This window comes from Microcoleus sp. B3-D2, assembly GCF_036705345.1.
In the GTDB taxonomy this organism is placed as follows: Bacteria; Cyanobacteriota; Cyanobacteriia; order Cyanobacteriales; family Microcoleaceae; genus Microcoleus.
In genome coordinates this window covers 58,953-75,599 of sequence record NZ_JAUBUG010000030.1, presented here as the reverse complement: position 1 = coordinate 75,599, position 16,647 = coordinate 58,953, and the positions used below count along the sequence as shown (strand labels likewise).

Here is a 16,647-nt window from a genome sequence, read left to right as displayed (position 1 = left end):
TATTAGTTACCCCACTAGAGCTAGAGTTTTATTTATGTATCTTAACATAGTTTTGTTTTTTCTCGCCGACCTACTTAGAGTTTTATTTATGTATCTTAACATAGTTTTGTTTTTTCTCGCCGACCTACTTATCAAATCCGTTGGCATTGGAATTATGTAGTGTGAGCGTCCCCCTCGCGATTTGGGTAGCGAGCTCTTAAGCTTGCACTGACATCATCCAAATTATTATTCCGATCAGTTAGAGCATGGGCAGCAGATGTGCCAGACGCACATTGACACCAAGTTCTTCGCAAGCACCGGAGCCAGAGCGAACGGCAGAAAGCATACTCAGCCATTCGTAGCATCCCTGCCAAGGATAGACAACTGCTGCACCACCCCGCACAACGCGCTCGCCATTACTACTCTTCCCACTAAGCCAAGGTGAGCCATCTGAGGGAGCGCCTTCATAGTTGTCGTGCCAAATGTCTGCACAGATGTCGCCGTGAAATCCCATGTTCACCAAGCCAAAGCGGTTGCTGGCGGCATCGTTGGCAGCTTTATTGTTGAAATTTTCTACTAAGTAAAGGTTTGACAAATCGTTCCCCCAGAAAAACAGTGTTGTACTTCCTGCACGGCAAGCATATTCCCACTGCGATTCTGAGGGAAGAACGTGTCCAGAGGCTTGTAACAAGGCTTCTACTTCCTCGATAGATAGATATGCTACCTCTGCATTAGGCATGGGCGGCCCGTTCAAATAATCTCTGTATAAGAAGTTGCTCTCGTCAACGGAAATCAACTCATTGGCTTCGCTCCAGCGCAAGGGAAAACGCGCCAAGAGAAAGGGAGCAAGGTGTACCGGATGAACAGGATGCCAAAAGTTACTGTTGATGAAGCTGTCATCAATAATATCTACTACATCTTGTTCATCGTCTTTTATTACTTGTCTGCCAAGCGCGACCAGTGCCTGCTTCTGGGTGTCATCAAATCCCATCATGAAGGTGCCACCAGGAATCAGGATAAACACAATACCTGTTGCTTTTTCGCGTATAGAGAAGATACGGATGGGCTGCTCTGAAGTATATGTTTTCGCATCAGCCACTTCAAAGCCATTGAGTTGCCAAACAAGGGCATTGACAATCTCGTCTTGTCGAGCCTTGCTTGCCGTAGCCCATTGCGCTGCATTATGAAGCTCTTTCATGGCTGTTGGGTGAGGAGGAAGCACACTTTCTAACTAAATTAAAGGAAGTTGCAATCCCAAAAGGTGGTTAGTTGCCCCATCATCAACTGGTACAGAAAGATTTTCGGGTAACTGGTAGAGATTGTTATTTCTCAACATCAAAACTCCCGGTACAACCACCAATTAGCAAGTACCAATTAGCAATTACCTATTACTGATAATTGACAATGCGCGAGAAACTCGCAGCTTCCAAACTAGCACCGCCTACCAAAACCCCGTCAATCTCAGGCATCGCCATAACTTCATCAATATTCTCCGGTTTAACAGAGCCGCCGTACTGAATTGGCACGTCTGGATTAGTCAATTTACTGCGAATCAAACCAATAACTCGGTTAGCTTCCTTCGTTTCGCAAGTATCGCCAGTGCCGATCGCCCAAATCGGCTCGTAAGCAATGACTAACTTATTTTGGTCAACACCAACCAAATCTTTTTCCAATTGAGAAAAAATGTGAGCTTCAGTTTCGCCTGCATCTCGCTGCTGCTTGGTTTCCCCAACGCACAGAATCGGAATTAAATCGTATTTCTGAGCAGCTTTCAGCCGCAAATTCACCGTTTCGTCAGTTTCCCCAAAATATTGGCGCCGCTCACTGTGACCGATGATGACATAACGGACACCAAGTTCACTGAGCATTGGTCCGGAAATTTCCCCAGTAAAAGCTCCTGACTCTTGCCAGTGGACGTTCTGAGCACCGAGTCTGATCCGGCTGCCGTGCAAATTTTTCGAGAGGACAGCCAAGGAGGTAAAGGGAACGCAAAGCACGACTTCCCGTTCCTCTGGGGTTTCGGTCAGGCAGGACATGAATCCTTGAAGAAACTCTAGGGATTCAGCCCTAGTTTTGTACATTTTCCAGTTGCCAGCAATAACTATTTTCCGCACGGGTGACTCAGTAGCTCTGTGAACATCAAAATCAGGCAACTTATAGTTTAAAGCTTTAGCGTACATTTCGAGCCCTTATTGCCCAAACTCAATGCGAGCTTGCTCAACTAAGTCAACGGTGACGACTTCGGTTTCGGCTTCGCGGGCCAACTGCTCGATGCGGACGCGAGCTTGTCCCCGGACAAAATAGGGAATATTTTTCAGCTTCGCCTTGGCTTCTGGCGTCCATTTTAAATCATCGGAAAATTCGGAATCGGGCATGGCGTATTGAACGATCGACTACAAGCCTTCATGGATCTGGCTTTGATGGAAAGCCTGGATGTATTAAATTTACCACGAATTGCGATCGGGCCACACCTTCTCACTCTGCCTTAATTTTGTTGCTTAAAATAGCAGAGGCTTCTTGTAAAAGCTGATTCTGCTCTTGTCGAATTGCCTCCAACCTTGTCAAAATATTAGCAATTCGTTCCTGAGACTCCAAACTGTTTGATTCAACTCCCCTCAATTGTAAAGCTGAATTATTTTTGTCTTTGGGATTCTTTGAAACCAATGAGTTTACAACCACTCCACCCAGATTACTTACAGATTTAGAGGCGAGACTCAAAACCCCTTGCATAAATTTTAAAGGGATTTGCAGAATAAATAACCATCCTTTTGCAAAAAAGTTACCTAAAGCCTGTAAGAAACCCAAGATAATGAATATAAATAGTAGCAACATTGCTAAAGATATCAGCGGGTGACTCACCAACCAGAACACTACAGGGTGCGAATCCATCCAATTTTTAAACATACCATCGATAGCACTTTGAAGGGCATTGGAAGTGGCATCGCTGATAATTCCTGCCTTTTGAAGGCTATCTTCTAATGAAGCCTTAGCCTTTTCTGTAGCTTGAGTTACACTCTCTAAAGCTTGGCTAGTGCTTGGATTCAGAGTATTGACGACCGAGTTAGTAGTTTGATTAATAGTTTCTTTAGCAGTGGCCGCAGAGTGAGAAACAGCATCAACAGCTTTGTTGGTAGTTTCACTGACGCGACTAACGGCTTGATTCGCGACTTCAGATATAGAAATCCTCGCTTTTTCGGTTGTCTCCGCTACAGTACCTAAAGCATTGTTCGTCGTAGCTTGATTAACAGTATTAACGGCAGAATTCGTAGTTTGAGTGAGAGCTTCTTTTGCCTGATTCGCAGATTCGGAGAGAGAAGATTTAGCTTCTGCGGTTGCTTGTAAAACCGAATTAACTGCTTTTCCGACTTTTTCTGTCAAAAATTCTTTCGTTTTTTGAAAGCTTTGAGAAACATCCGACAGTGCTACTCCCATAGTAAGTGACCTCCATCAACTTAACTTATTGTTTCCAAGTGATTATAGTATAGCTTCTGTTTTTGATAGCGGGACTTTAGCCAAAAATTGAGCGATAAATAGAGCTAATATATATAGGGTAAGGTTTTTAGGCTAGTCTCTTTCCTGATGGAATCTGATGAGAGAAACAGTTTGGACATCCATGCCCCCATGCTTTGAAAGATGGTGCCAACGCTTTGACGATGTGTTCCCCACTCAAGCCCAAAGACAGGAGTTTAGACACTATCTGGGGGGATTATTGGGAGAAAAAAGAGAAAAAACCTATCCCAGCTCGCGCAGAACGCTGTAGATGTTTCTTAACAAAGCTTACGCCATTTTGCAGTCAGAGCTTCCTAGTGCGAACAAACGTTCAACTAAGGGCGAAGCTATACGCGATCGTGTGACCATCAGATGTATTCCCCAAAAATAAAGCGGGCGATCGCTCAAAGATGAGGTAGGAATTTGATGCACCTGAAAAAGCCTGAATTAAGTTGAGAAATATAGCATATTATCCGATCGGCGATCGCGGGAGAACGGGCGATTGTTCGAGGGATAACGGGCGATCGTCCGTCAAAGCTCGCTCGGCGTTGTAAAAACTGTTTAACGCCCCCAAAAATAATTACACACCTACACAAATTAGCGCGGCTTACCAGACTTTATATCTCCGAAAAAAAGCGAGAAATTTTAAGTAGACTGTGGCTGTTGGTTTAACAAACCCGGCGCTACCTAGGATGTTGTTGCGGAAGCTTAGCTGGCGTATTATTTCTGATATATTTGCCACAATTTCACTTTCCCTCCCAAGATCAAAATATGCTAGGCTAGAATGTTTCCACAGCTTAAGATACACCATGACGTATGTATGAATCATTAGAAGAGTCAACCATTTCTACTAACCCATCTACGGAACCGTCCTCTCTAATTCTCATAGTGGATGACGATGCCTTGATTCGTTTGCAACTTCGACTGTATTTACAGAAGGAAAAATACCGAGTGGTGGAAGCTAGTGATGGGCTGACAGGGCTAGCAGCTTATGAGGAACTAAATCCAGACCTGATACTGCTAGATGCAGTGATGCCTACTATGGATGGTTTTGCTTGTTGTCAAAAATTATCTGAAGTGCCTGAGAGCGATCGCCCACCTATTTTGATGATTACTAGCTTGGAAGACAAAGAATCTGTCGATCGAGCGTTTGCAGCAGGAGCGGCTGACTATATAACCAAACCAATTCACTGGGCTGTTCTGCGACAGAGAGTGCGGCGCTTGATTCAGCAATTCCACTTGCAACAGCAACAAACCCTACTTTACAAGCAGCTAGAGGGCGCCAATCGACAATTAAAATACCTAGCGTCAATTGACGGTTTGACTCAGATTGCCAATCGCCGTCAGTTTGACCAACAGCTAGAGCACGAGTGGCGACGCATGACGAGACAGCAAACTCCTTTGTCACTGATTTTGTGTGATATCGATTTGTTCAAGCCTTACAACGATACTTATGGACACCAAGCAGGGGATCTATGTTTAAAGCAAGTTGCGGCAGCTCTCAATTGCAGTATTAATCGAGCTGGAGATTTAGTAGCACGTTATGGAGGTGAAGAATTTGTAGTGATTTTACCCAACACAACGCTTGAGGGAGCCGTGCAAGTCGTTAATAAAATCCAGGCTGAAATCCAGGCGTTAGCAATAGTCCATAAGAGTTCTCCGCATCATTGCATTACGATCAGCTTCGGTATTACCAGTTTGATTCCTACCCAAGAGATCCTGCCAGAAACTTTAATTACTGCTGCCGATGCAGCACTTTATCAAGCAAAAGCCGAAGGTCGTAATACTTTTTGTACCAAAATTTATACAGTTAATGAATTAAACCGTTAAATCATAAGGGTAAAAACTATCCCACTCGTGATTTGCAATAATTCCTTATTAAAAAGTTGAGCGAGAGATAAAGTCGTGGATGAGTAAGCCTTGATTGGTGCTTGAAAGCCTAAATAATCGGTTGTGCGAGCTTCAGGGAAACTGTCAAGTAGAAAAAGAGAGCGCTTCTATGACGCTTTTTTTATCGGAATCATGTCATATTCAGCAACAAGCGATTCTAGAAGCTTATGGGAGGGGCTAGCTCAGTGCGTAATAAAAGATGGTTTGGTGCGATCGCCCTTCTGACTGGTGCGGGTATTCTGGGCAACTATTTCAGTTTGTCTCTTTTCTTTGGGGTTGATTTCCTCTTTGGCAGTATTCCCATACTGATTATTGCTTACTATTTCGGCTGGGGCTGGGGAGGCTTGGCTGGTCTAATTGCAGGCAGCTATACTTATATTCTTTGGCATCATCCATACGCCACAATTATTTTGGTCATTGAGGCTCTGTTTGTAGGTTTTTTTTGCAAACGTAAACATCCGAACCTCCTTTTATTTGATGGGATTTACTGGTTCTTAATTGGAATGCCTCTCGTTGGGATTTTCTACGGTCAAATGCTGCACATGGATGCGGCTCAAGTCCTGCTAGTTATGTGCAAACAAGCAGTCAACGGCATTTTTAATGCCTTAGTGGCCAGCTTTATCATTGTTTATGCACCCGTTGATAAACAGGTTGGTCGTTCAAAGAATATCCATGCCCTCTCATTAAAACAAACTATTTTTCATCTGTTGGTTGCTTTTGTCTTTATTCCAGGACTGCTCCTATTAGTTATTGATGGTAGATACTTGGTCGCTCAAATTCAGACGACTGTGCAAACTGAGTTACAAACACACGGGACGAATCTCAGTAGCGGTCTATCTAGATGGCATCAGCGACATCTCTTAGCGTTGAATACATTAGCGGAAAAATCGCTCATTCCTGAAGCGGCCAATGCTGCTAATCAAGCGATTAAATCATCCGATCAACTGCAACAAGACATTAGCCTGATCGAGCAGTGGTTTCCAGATTTCGACAACATTTATGTGACAGATTCATCTGGAACAGTTTTAGCTGCTTCTCCTCCTTTAAATCAAACACGTCGGCGGTTGATTGAACAAAGCACCGAACATAAATCTCTAATTACCCTGGCTCAAGAGCGGTTGAGACCTTGGATGACTCCTATCCACAACGACTTATTAATTGACGAACCTCATGTAGGATTGAATGTTCCCCTGCAAGTTCAAGGTAATTTCCTTGGTCTGATCCACGCTTCATTAGCATTGAGCCAGATCCAAGCTCTATACATTTTTCAGCAAAACAATCAGCAACTACGCATTACATTGCTCGATCAAAACCACCGACTGATTGCCAGTAATCAATCCGACCAAAAGCTTTTGAGCACTGTTCAGGAGTCAAAAGATGGCAGCACTCGCACCTTAGAGGGAACCTTGCAGCAGTGGGTTCCTAGCAAGGGCAACTATCCGATGATCCGTTGGAAAAACTCTCTATATATACAGGAATTTACGATTACCCCTGAGTTGAACTGGAGATTACGCTTAGAAATTCCAGCAGCTCCCTATGTAGAAAATTTACAAAATCGCTACAGGATAGATCTGATTATTCTTCTCGTCATCACAATGTTGGCATTTTCGTTGGCAACGCTGGTTAGCGAACGACTGGTCAAGCCATTATCCTATTTAGCTCTTGCGACTACTGACTTACCCAACAAGCTTTCAGAAGAAACATTTGAATGGAAACATAGTTATGTTACTGAAATTAATGAGCTTGCTAGAAATTTTCAATTGATGGCGATCGCACTCAATCAAAAATTTAGGGAGATTAAACAGGTCAACGCCACATTAGAACAGCGGGTTCAAGAACGAACGCAAAAATTATCCAGAATCAATCGATCTCTCAAAGGTGAAATTCAGAGACGTAAACAAGCCGAAGCTGAACTAACAACAAGAGAAGCGGCGATACGATCTTTATATGAAGTTACTGCTACCCAAAGCCTCAATTTTGAGCAGCGCATCCAAGCGTTGATTGACATGGGATGTCAGAATTTTGGGCTTGAAAGTGGCATCTTGGCTCGCGTGCAAGATAATCTTTATGAGGTGATGGTGGCGCGATCGCCCGATCGAGTCCTGAAACCAGGTGATGCCCTTGATATTAAGCAAACTTTGTGCTGTGAAGCTTTAGACACAAATGAACCCCTAACCATCGAACATCTAGGCACCTCAAAATGGCGTTACCATCCTGCCTATCTTGCCCTTGGCATGGAAGCTTATATTGGAACACGAGTTTTACTTGCAGGCAAAGTCTACAGTACCCTCAGCTTTTCTAGTAAATCTCCCCGTGCAGAGAGGTTTAAATCTGCCCATGTGGAATTACTGAAGCTGATGGCTCAATGGATTGGTAGTGAAATTGAACGGCATGAGGCAGAAGTCGCTCTGCAAGCGAGTGAAGAGCGGTGGGAACTCGCCCTACGTGGTAGTAATGATGGGGTATGGGATTGGAACGTCAACACCAATGAAGTATTCTTCTCGGCTCGCTGGAAAGAAATGTTGGGCTACGAAGACCATGAAATTCCCCATCACCTGGACGAATGGAGCAAGCGGGTGCATCCCGATGATCTCGGTTGCGTCATGCAAATAATTCAAGATCACTTTGAGGGCAAAACTTCCTTTTATATTACAGAACATCGAGTTCTTTGTAAGGATGGGAGCTACAAGTGGATTCTGACTCGAGGGCAGGCGCTTTCGGATGAAGCGGGCAGAGTTGTCCGTATGACTGGTTCTCACAGCGATATTACCGAGCGCAAATACTTAGAGCAGGAAATTCACACCAGAGAGCAATTATTGAATGCTTTCTTTAAAGGAGCTTCCCTAGCAGGGGTGGGGCTGTGTATCCACGATCGGCAGTTTCGATTTTTACAAATCAATGAGGCACTAGCTGAAATTAATGGCCACTCTGTGGAGGCTCACTTAGGTAAGACAACCGATGAGATTTTGGGAGAATTTGCTGCTGGTGTGAATCCACTATTACAACAGGTTTTAGCAACTGGAAAACCTTCTATCAACTTGGAAATTAGCACAGAAGTATCCAGTCAAACGGGTGTCAAGCGCCACTGGCTCGTATCTCACTTTCCCATTTTCAAGGATGCAGAGCAGCCTATAGCAGTGGGTTGCATTCTAATTGAAATTAGCGATCGCAAACGAGCCGAAGCGGAACTGCAACAAATGAGTGCGGCGCTAGAAAATGCCGTGGCAGGCATTTCTCGGATTGACCCTCAAGGACGCTATATCTCTGTCAATGTGACTTATGCTGCCATCTGCGGATATCAGCCTGAAGAACTGCTAGGGAGGGACTGGCAAAACACCGTTCATCCTGAAGATGTTGAGAAGATGGTGGCTGCTTATGAGCAAATGTTGAGAGACGGCAGAGTCGAAGCGGAAGCTAGGGGAATGCGAAAAAATGGCTCTAGCTTCTATAAACAACTGGTGATGGTCTCTGCTTATGACGAGCAAAATGTCTTTGTGGGGCATCACTGCTTCATGAAGGATATTACCGATCGCAAGCAGGCAGAAGAAGCACTACAGCGACAGTTGCAAAAAGCCCTACTGCTGAAGCAAATTACCCAAGAAATTCGGCAAAGCCTCAATGCTCAGCAGATATTTGAAACTGCTGCTATTCAGATTGGGCAAACTTTTGGGGTCAGTCGCTGCTTAATTCGCACTTACCTGGACAATCCACAGCCTCAGTTTCCTGTCGTTGCAGAGTATCTAGCACCCGGATATGCACCCAGCGGGGAGCATGACATTCTGGCCGCGAGTCCTGCTTATACAAAACAGTTGATGGCTCAAGATGAAGCGATCGCCTCCCCGGATGTCTATTGCGATTCATTGCTCTCCTCTGCTCATTCAATTTTTACCAGACTCAAATTGAGATCGACATTAGTAGTGCGAACTTCTTACCAAGGAGAGCCGAATGGTGCCATTTGTTTGCACCAGTGCGAGCGCTACCGTCATTGGACTACCGATCAAGTGGAGTTGCTAGAATCAGTGGCGGCTCAAGTAGGAATTGCCCTAGCTCAAGCCAAATTACTAGAGCAAGAAACTCGACAACGAGAAGAATTAACTCTGAAAAACTTTGCCCTGGAGCAAACTAGACGAGAAGCAGAAGCTGCGAACCGAGCCAAAAGTGAATTTCTGGCGATGATGAGCCATGAAATTCGCACTCCGATGAATGCGGTTATTGGCATGACGGGACTGCTGCTAGATACAGAACTCAAGGCTCAACAGCGAGACTTTATCGAGACGATTCGCAATAGTGGGGATGCGCTTCTGAGCATCATCAACGACATCCTGGACTTCTCCAAAATTGAGTCGGGCAAGCTGGAGCTAGAAATGTATCCCTTGAGCTTGAGAGATTGCATAGAAGGTGCGATCGACCAACTTGCAGTTAAAGCAGATGAGAAGGATATTGAGTTGGGCTACCTGATCCAGCCTCAGACTCCTAAGTTGATTTTGGGTGATGTCACCCGTCTGCGTCAGATTCTAGTTAACTTGCTCAACAATGCGATTAAGTTTACCGAAACTGGGGAAGTTACCATTTCCGTGGAAGCCTCTCTAGTTGATTCTGACAAAACGATTTCTGAGCCAGGGAATTTGCCAGAAAGCTGGTATGAAATCCAGTTTGCCATTCAAGACACAGGGATTGGCATTCCAGCAGACCGGCTCGATCGACTGTTCAAGTCTTTTAGTCAAGTAGATGCTTCGACGACTCGGCAGTATGGAGGGACTGGTTTAGGTCTGGCGATTAGTAAGCGACTTAGTGAAATGATGAACGGCATGATGTGGGTTGAGAGCCGAGGCCACGTCGGAGGAACCCCTTCACCAAAATGGCAAGCCGCTAAGCTTAATCGAGTCACAATGGGTTCTACCTTCTACTTCACCATTGTGGCATCCGCTGCTGCTACTGAGTTAGCGGAACCGATGGAAATGCTACCAGAACTATCTGGCAAGCGTTTATTAATCGTGGATGACCAGCCCACTAACCGACAAATTCTGACGTTGCAAGCAGAGAGTTGGGGGATGCAGAGTCTGGCTGCCCCATCGGCTGTGGAAGCGCTCAACTGGCTTGAGAGTGGAGAAACGTTTGATGTGGCTATTTTAGATATGCAAATGCCACAAATGGACGGCCTCACACTCGCCTCAGCCATCCACCAGCATCCTAAGTACCACCGTTTACCCCTAGTGTTGCTGACTTCAATGGGCTACCCAGAAGCGAGTTCTTCAGCGCTCTCCACCCACTTTGCGGCTTTTTTAAGCAAACCCATCAAACAATCCCAGCTCTATCAAATACTGATCCATGTGCTACAAGCTCAACCGAAAAAAGTTCAACAACAGCTCCCTATATCTGTTCAGGATGATATGAAACTGGCCGAGAGACTCCCACTGCGAATTCTGTTAGCAGAGGATCATCTGGTGAATCAGAAGGTGGCACTGCTGCTGTTAGAGCGTTTGGGATACCGGGCCGATGTTGCTGCCAATGGATTAGAAGTCTTGGAAGCCCTGAATCGCCAGCCTTATGATGTGGTGTTGATGGATGTACAAATGCCAGAGATGGATGGACTAGAAGCCAGCCGTCGTATTTGCCAGGAGTGGCCCGCTCATGCTCGTCCCCGAATTATTGCCATGACGGCAAATGCCATGCAGGGCGATCGCCAGCTTTGTCTTGATGCTGGCATGAATGACTATATCAGTAAACCGATTCGAGTAGAGGCTCTCATCCAAGCGCTGAGTCAGTGTCCACCCAACCAGGAACCGCAGCAAGCCCAAAAGCAGGAATCAGATAGCAACAAGCCAGAAATTGATATGCCAGCGGTTAACCTTACAGAACTGCAAGCCTTCTGTAGCAGCATCGATGAAGATTCAACCCAGATTTTGAGCTTGCTGGCGAACTGCTACTTGGAGGAATCTCTCAAGTTGCTACAAGCTATGAAATTTGCGATCGCCCAAGCGGATACTCAAAGCCTAAACCGAGCCGCTCATACCCTCAAAGGCAGCAGTGCGAACCTAAGCGCGGCTCCTCTGGCCCAGCTTTGTGCCGCGCTAGAAGTTATGAGTACCTCGGGTGAACTCGATCGAGCCTCAAGCCTTTTGGCTCAAATCGAAGTTGAGTACGATCGTGTCAAGAATACTCTCCAACAAGAACTACAAAAGAGCGAAACTAATCTATGAAATCAATTAAATAGGCATCTTTTGGCATCATGACTTAGGCAACTGTCACAGGCGATGCCGCAAGGCGGCTATGCGATCGCATACGCACGATCGAGCCTGATTCCAAACCTGTTAGCATCGGAATTTTTCATCAGAAAATTGGGTAGAAACCTCGTCCTTTTAGGACGGCTTTATATTACAATATAATTGGTCAACGACCCACCCGAGACGATGGATCAAACAGCCTATACGAGCGAAGTTCAGCCTTGTGCTGGCTGCGAAGCAAAATCGGTAGACCGGGAAAAGAGGATAGGGCAATGGTAAACATCCCTAGAATCAAAACGAAGAAGAATTCCGTTTGGTATTCGACACGTAAAAACCGCAGGGCTTGCGGGGTTAGTCTGTGGAGCGAACATAAGACCAAATCTCTTTTAGGGTGGAGGCAGTTGCGAAGAAGCAGAAATTCAAATCGTGAGGTTTGGGAATCCCCGTACCTTCAGGTCGGGGTGGATGTCAAATTTCTCTTCTTTTCATCTTCGTGATATCATTTCCGGTTACACCGGAATGATGTTGACTGTTGACTGTTGACTGTTGACTGTTGACTGTTGACAGTGAACAGTCAACAGTCAACAGTCAACAGTGAACTCGAATTTACTATTCCGATGCTAACGGATTTGATATGAATCAGCGTCAATCCCTTGTTATCTGCGGTTAATACATTCTCTTTTTTTAACCGCAGATGAGGGCAGACTAACACAGATTAATTATATCAATTCTGGTTGCAGCGTCCGTGATTGTTGATTGTTGACTCTTGGCGGGATTTTACAAGAATGACTAATGAGGAATGACTGCTGGCTGCTGTCGAAGCGGAATCTCGATCGCAAACTCAGTACCTTTCCCCAATTCCGAATTGCATTTTAAAACGCCACCGTGTTTTTCTACCACAATTTGGTAACTAATTGACAGTCCCAATCCTGTACCTTTACCCACCGACTTAGTGGTGAAAAAAGGGTCAAATATGCGTTTTCTCATTGATTCCGAAATTCCCGTGCCGTTGTCAGAAATCCGAATCACCGCGCTAGGAATAGTGCCATTAAGTTTCCCGACAGAAGTAGAGATTTTAATTTGAGGAGCCACCGATTGGTCAGCGAGCAACTTGTGCGAATCTAAAGCATCGATCGCATTCCCAATTACATTCATAAACACCTGATTCAACTGTCCAACATAACACTCAACCAAAGGCAAAGTGCCGTATTCTTTCACTAGCACAATGTTTGTACTGTCCGCATTAGATTTCAGCCTGTGCTGTAAAATTAACAGCGTGCTGTCAATCCCTTCGTGAATATCAACCGCCTTCATTTGACTTTCGTCAAGACGAGAGAAATTCCTTAAAGACAGAACTATTTGACGGATGCGATCTGATCCCACCTTCATTGACGATAGCAATTTTGGCAAATCTTCTAGCAGAAACTCCACGTCAATATCTTCACTCAATTTGTCTATTTCAGGACTAGAATCGGGATATTGCTGCTGGTAAAGTTCCAGCAAACTCACTAAGCTAGCAGTATATTCACTAGCGTGATTGAGATTGCCGTAAATAAAATTAACCGGATTGTTAATTTCGTGAGCAATTCCGGCTACCAGTTGCCCCAAACCAGACATTTTTTCAGTTTGAATCAATTGAGCTTGAGTGTGCTGCAAATCTTTTAAACTTTGAGCGATTTGTTCTGCTTGGCGTCTAGTTTGAGCTAGCAAATCGGCTTGTTGGATAGCTACGCCTAACTGATTGCCAATCTGAGCTAAAAAGTTAACTTCTGAACTTTCCCAACAGCGGGGCCCAGAATGTTGATATGCTGTGAGCAAACCCCAAAGTTCTTGTCCTACAAAAATCGGCGCTATCGCATAAGCCTTCACTTGGAATTGCTCTAAAATACCGACAACACACTCGGAGTGGGAAGCTTGATATATATCGTCAACGGCTAGAGTTTCATTATTGACATACCTACCACCTCGGTTTTCCTGCAAATAAGTATCTTGCCAAACCGTACTGATACCTTCCCCTATCAATTTTATCCAGCCATCTTTCACAAACTCTGCAACATATTGGCCACCCCAATCAGGATTAAAGCGATAGACAGCAATTCTATCGACTTGCATAAACTGACAAACTTCTTGGGTGGCAGTCTTAAAAATTGCGTTGATATCGAGAGATTCTCGAATCTTTGCCACCACTTCAAACAGTATCCGCTGTTGCTCGGCTGCCGCCTGCAAATCGATCGTTTGCTGGCGCGTTTTAGCAAGCAAATCTGCTTGTTCTAATGCTACGCTCAACTGAGAGCCTACTTGCGTAGAAAACTGGATTTCCGAACTGTTCCAATTGCGGGAACTGCCGCACTGGTGCACGCACAGCAAGCCCCAAAGTTCGCTGCCTTTCATCAGCGGCATAATCACCTGAGATCTAATTTGAAATTGAGCTAAAATAGCAGCGTGGCAGTCGGAGAGTCCCGCACTTTCGATATCTGGCACCACTTGAATGCGTCCCTGGCTGTATTTATTTGCATAGTTCTCTCCAAAACAACGATCGCGAATTTTCACATCCATTGCTGAAGGAAAATCTGGCAAAACATCTTCGATAATAAATTGGCCTTCATTAAACTCTGAACTTGGATCGAAGCAATAAATGCCAACTCTATCTGCATTTAAAATCCGCCGCAATTCTGTAGTTGTCGTCCTAAAAATTGTATCTAAGTCGAGAGATTGTCGAATCTTAGCAACTACCTCAAACAGTATTCGCTCCTGCTCGGCTGCCCGCTGCAACTCAACTGCTTGCTGCTGAGTTTGAGCGAGCAAATCTGCTTGTTCTAAGGCGATGCTTAGCTGAGCGGAAATTTGGGTAGCAAACTTAATTTCGGAAGATTCCCAGTTGCGGGGGGCCGAACATTGGTGTACGCACAGCAACCCCCAAAGGTCGTTGCCTTTCATAATCGGTGCAACTAAAGTAGCTTTGACCTGAAATTGTTCCAATACTTGCTCATAACAATCTTGCAGTCCGGCCTGCCTGATGTCCGACATTGCGTGAACTCGCCCCTGAGAGTAGAGATTGGCGTAGTTTTCTCCAAAGCAGCGATCGTGTACTTTGACTGCCATTGCTGACACAAAATCTGGCAAAACATCTTCGGCAACGAATTCACCGTCGTTAAATTCAGACGCGGGATCGAAGCGGTAAACCGCAACTCGATCGGCATTTAAAGCGCGCCGCACTTCCTGGGACATCGTGCTAAAAATCTTGTTCAAGTCGAGGTATTTCCGCATTTTTGCCACCACTTCAAACAGCACTCGCTGCTGTTGGGTCAACTGCTGCAGTTGAGCTGTGCGCTCTTGAACTTGATTTTCTAAATTAGCGTTAAGTGCGTCTATTTGTTGGTGTAGTTGGTAGCGGTTAATTGCCTCAGCAAAGTGCCTGCCCAAAGTTTGTACTAATTCTATTTCTTCAGCCTTCCATTCGCTAATTTGGGCGGTTTTTGACTCTTTCCACGCTTCAAAAGATATCCGAGATTGGGCGAGCCGCTCGTCACTATCAAACTGTCTGGCCCAGAGAGTTTCGGTGTCAAATTCTTCTCTAAAAATGCTCAAGTAACCGAATATTTGCTGGTGGGTTGTGAGCGGTACGATTAAAATGCTCCGAATTTTGGTCGATCGAAATGCAGGTTGCAAGCTTCTCAAACTGCTAATTTTGTACAAGTCGGGAATTGCCCAAACCTGTTGCTCGCCGGATTTAAAATATTCGTGCCAGACGCTGTATTGCTCTAGGTGGGGGTATTTTGCCAAAATTTGCATCTTCGGCCCCTCCCCACAAGTGTAGACTTTGAGTGCCTGAGTGGAACTGTCCGAATAGGGAACTAAACTCGTAACCTTGCTGCTGTCGAAAATGAATGGTGTGGCGAAAATGCACAGCCTGCCGCCGGCTGCGTCTAGTGCTGCTACCGATTCTGCCAAAGCTGCTTGCAGTTCCATCGCCGGCTGGGAGTTAAGGGCTGCGACGACGCGGTTGACGGCAGTTTCCCGCATCGCTTTCGCCTGGGTTCGGGCGAGGAGGGTTGATTGGGCTATGGCGACGCCTAGCTGATCTGCCACCATCTGAACCCCTTGCAGTTCGTGTTCTGCGACACTCCGGGACTCGGAGTGGTGAGATACCAACAACCCCCATAATTCTTCGCCGTGAAAAATTGGTACTACCAAGCAAGCCTTGACGCCGAGTGCCATCAAGTATTCAGCATGGCAGGGGTCAACCGGGCGAAAGCGCACTTCGTCGGGCAGCAGTTGACCGGAAACCGCGTCGCGGTGGGGACTTTGGCCTAGCAGCCCGGAATCTATATCGACGATCGATCGCACCTGTACTTGCGCGAACAGTTCGCGGGCGTGAGGGGGAATATCGTCGGCTGGAAAATGCAGTCCCAATAGGGATGGCAAGCGGTTGCCGTTAATTGATTCGGCAATCACTTCACCGCTGCCGTCGCTATGAAACTTGTATATTTTTACTCTGTCTGTTCCCAAGAACGATTGAACTTCCGCTGCTGTTGCGCTCAGAATTTCTGGCAGTTCTAGAGAGCGGCGAATGCGGTTTGCGATGCGATCGAGCAAATTTGCTCGATCGAACATCGCCTTGAAATTTTCGATCTTTAATGAGTCCATTATTAATCTTTTGCTTTCCTAGCAATAACAGTAAGCCGCCCAAAACTTTTGTGCCTGTTAAAAAAATCGGCAAGCACAGCCATTTAATAAAATATAAATATCCTGATGGCGATCGTCGATTAGTTTTTCACCTGTAGCGATCGGCCTTAAAATTGCAACTTTCCATTGTGTGGAATTAAAACTTTTGTACTTTAAATATAAACTTTGTAGAGCCTGCCTTGCAAGCTCTTTACCCCAACGGATTAAACTTGTCAAGTTTCAAGACTTGCAGAGTCATTTACCGCCACCGATGAAGGTCGCACCGAAATATCTCAGTCCTGGATGCAACAGCTCGCTGAGGAACGAGCTGACGGAAAGAAACAGCATGGAATTCAAAAGGTTAACTCAGAAACCGGATTTCTACGTCTAGGATTTTATC

7 protein-coding genes and 1 pseudogene are annotated in these 16,647 nt (G+C 45.4%); 3 read left to right on the top strand and 5 right to left on the bottom strand.

What is annotated here, in order from left to right:
* Positions 1-238: 238 nt before the first annotated feature.
* From QUB14_RS13620 to QUB14_RS13605, 4 genes are all read right to left on the bottom strand, one after another.
* Positions 239-1,177: a formylglycine-generating enzyme family protein gene (locus QUB14_RS13620; RefSeq protein WP_333217568.1), complete on the bottom strand. Its 939-nt coding sequence runs from the start codon at positions 1,175-1,177 to the stop codon at positions 239-241.
* 190 nt (positions 1,178-1,367) lie between these two features.
* Positions 1,368-2,093, bottom strand: coding sequence for a triose-phosphate isomerase (gene tpiA / locus QUB14_RS13615; protein ID WP_333217570.1), 726 nt, complete (start codon positions 2,091-2,093; stop codon positions 1,368-1,370).
* A gap of 75 nt (positions 2,094-2,168) precedes the next feature.
* Complete coding sequence (locus tag QUB14_RS13610; RefSeq protein WP_006633749.1) at positions 2,169-2,354, bottom strand: PCP reductase family protein; 186 nt, start codon at positions 2,352-2,354, stop codon at positions 2,169-2,171.
* A 100-nt stretch (positions 2,355-2,454) separates the two neighbouring features.
* The gene (locus tag QUB14_RS13605) at positions 2,455-3,411 is read right to left on the bottom strand and encodes a hypothetical protein (RefSeq protein WP_333217567.1); all 957 of its coding nucleotides are present in this window, start codon (positions 3,409-3,411) and stop codon (positions 2,455-2,457) included.
* Between the two features lie 157 nt (positions 3,412-3,568).
* Here QUB14_RS13605 and QUB14_RS13600 point away from each other — a divergent pair.
* From QUB14_RS13600 to QUB14_RS13590, 3 genes and pseudogenes are all read left to right on the top strand, one after another.
* Positions 3,569-3,747: pseudogene (locus QUB14_RS13600) on the top strand (IS701 family transposase); the annotation flags it as partial.
* A 537-nt stretch (positions 3,748-4,284) separates the two neighbouring features.
* Positions 4,285-5,298: a PleD family two-component system response regulator gene (locus QUB14_RS13595; RefSeq protein ID WP_333217566.1), complete on the top strand. Its 1,014-nt coding sequence runs from the start codon at positions 4,285-4,287 to the stop codon at positions 5,296-5,298.
* Positions 5,299-5,525: 227 nt separating this feature from the next.
* The gene (locus QUB14_RS13590; RefSeq protein WP_445251841.1) at positions 5,526-11,558 is read left to right on the top strand and encodes a PAS domain S-box protein; all 6,033 of its coding nucleotides are present in this window, start codon (positions 5,526-5,528) and stop codon (positions 11,556-11,558) included.
* An 813-nt stretch (positions 11,559-12,371) separates the two neighbouring features.
* On the opposite strand, the gene QUB14_RS13585 is transcribed toward QUB14_RS13590, so the two are convergent.
* Complete coding sequence (locus tag QUB14_RS13585; RefSeq protein ID WP_333217564.1) at positions 12,372-16,229, bottom strand: GAF domain-containing protein; 3,858 nt, start codon at positions 16,227-16,229, stop codon at positions 12,372-12,374.
* Positions 16,230-16,647 lie beyond the last annotated feature (418 nt).

What these genes read in the sequence shown, in the direction of transcription:
- QUB14_RS13595 (WP_333217566.1), top strand. Translation starts at nt 4,285, where the DNA reads ATGTATGAATCATTAGAAGAGTCAACCATTTCTACTAACCCATCTACG.
- QUB14_RS13620 (WP_333217568.1), bottom strand. Translation starts at nt 1,177, where the DNA reads ATGAAAGAGCTTCATAATGCAGCGCAATGGGCTACGGCAAGCAAGGCT.
- QUB14_RS13610 (WP_006633749.1), bottom strand. Translation starts at nt 2,354, where the DNA reads ATGCCCGATTCCGAATTTTCCGATGATTTAAAATGGACGCCAGAAGCC.
- QUB14_RS13590 (WP_445251841.1), top strand. Translation starts at nt 5,526, where the DNA reads ATGGGAGGGGCTAGCTCAGTGCGTAATAAAAGATGGTTTGGTGCGATC.
- QUB14_RS13605 (WP_333217567.1), bottom strand. Translation starts at nt 3,411, where the DNA reads ATGGGAGTAGCACTGTCGGATGTTTCTCAAAGCTTTCAAAAAACGAAA.
- QUB14_RS13585 (WP_333217564.1), bottom strand. Translation starts at nt 16,229, where the DNA reads ATGGACTCATTAAAGATCGAAAATTTCAAGGCGATGTTCGATCGAGCA.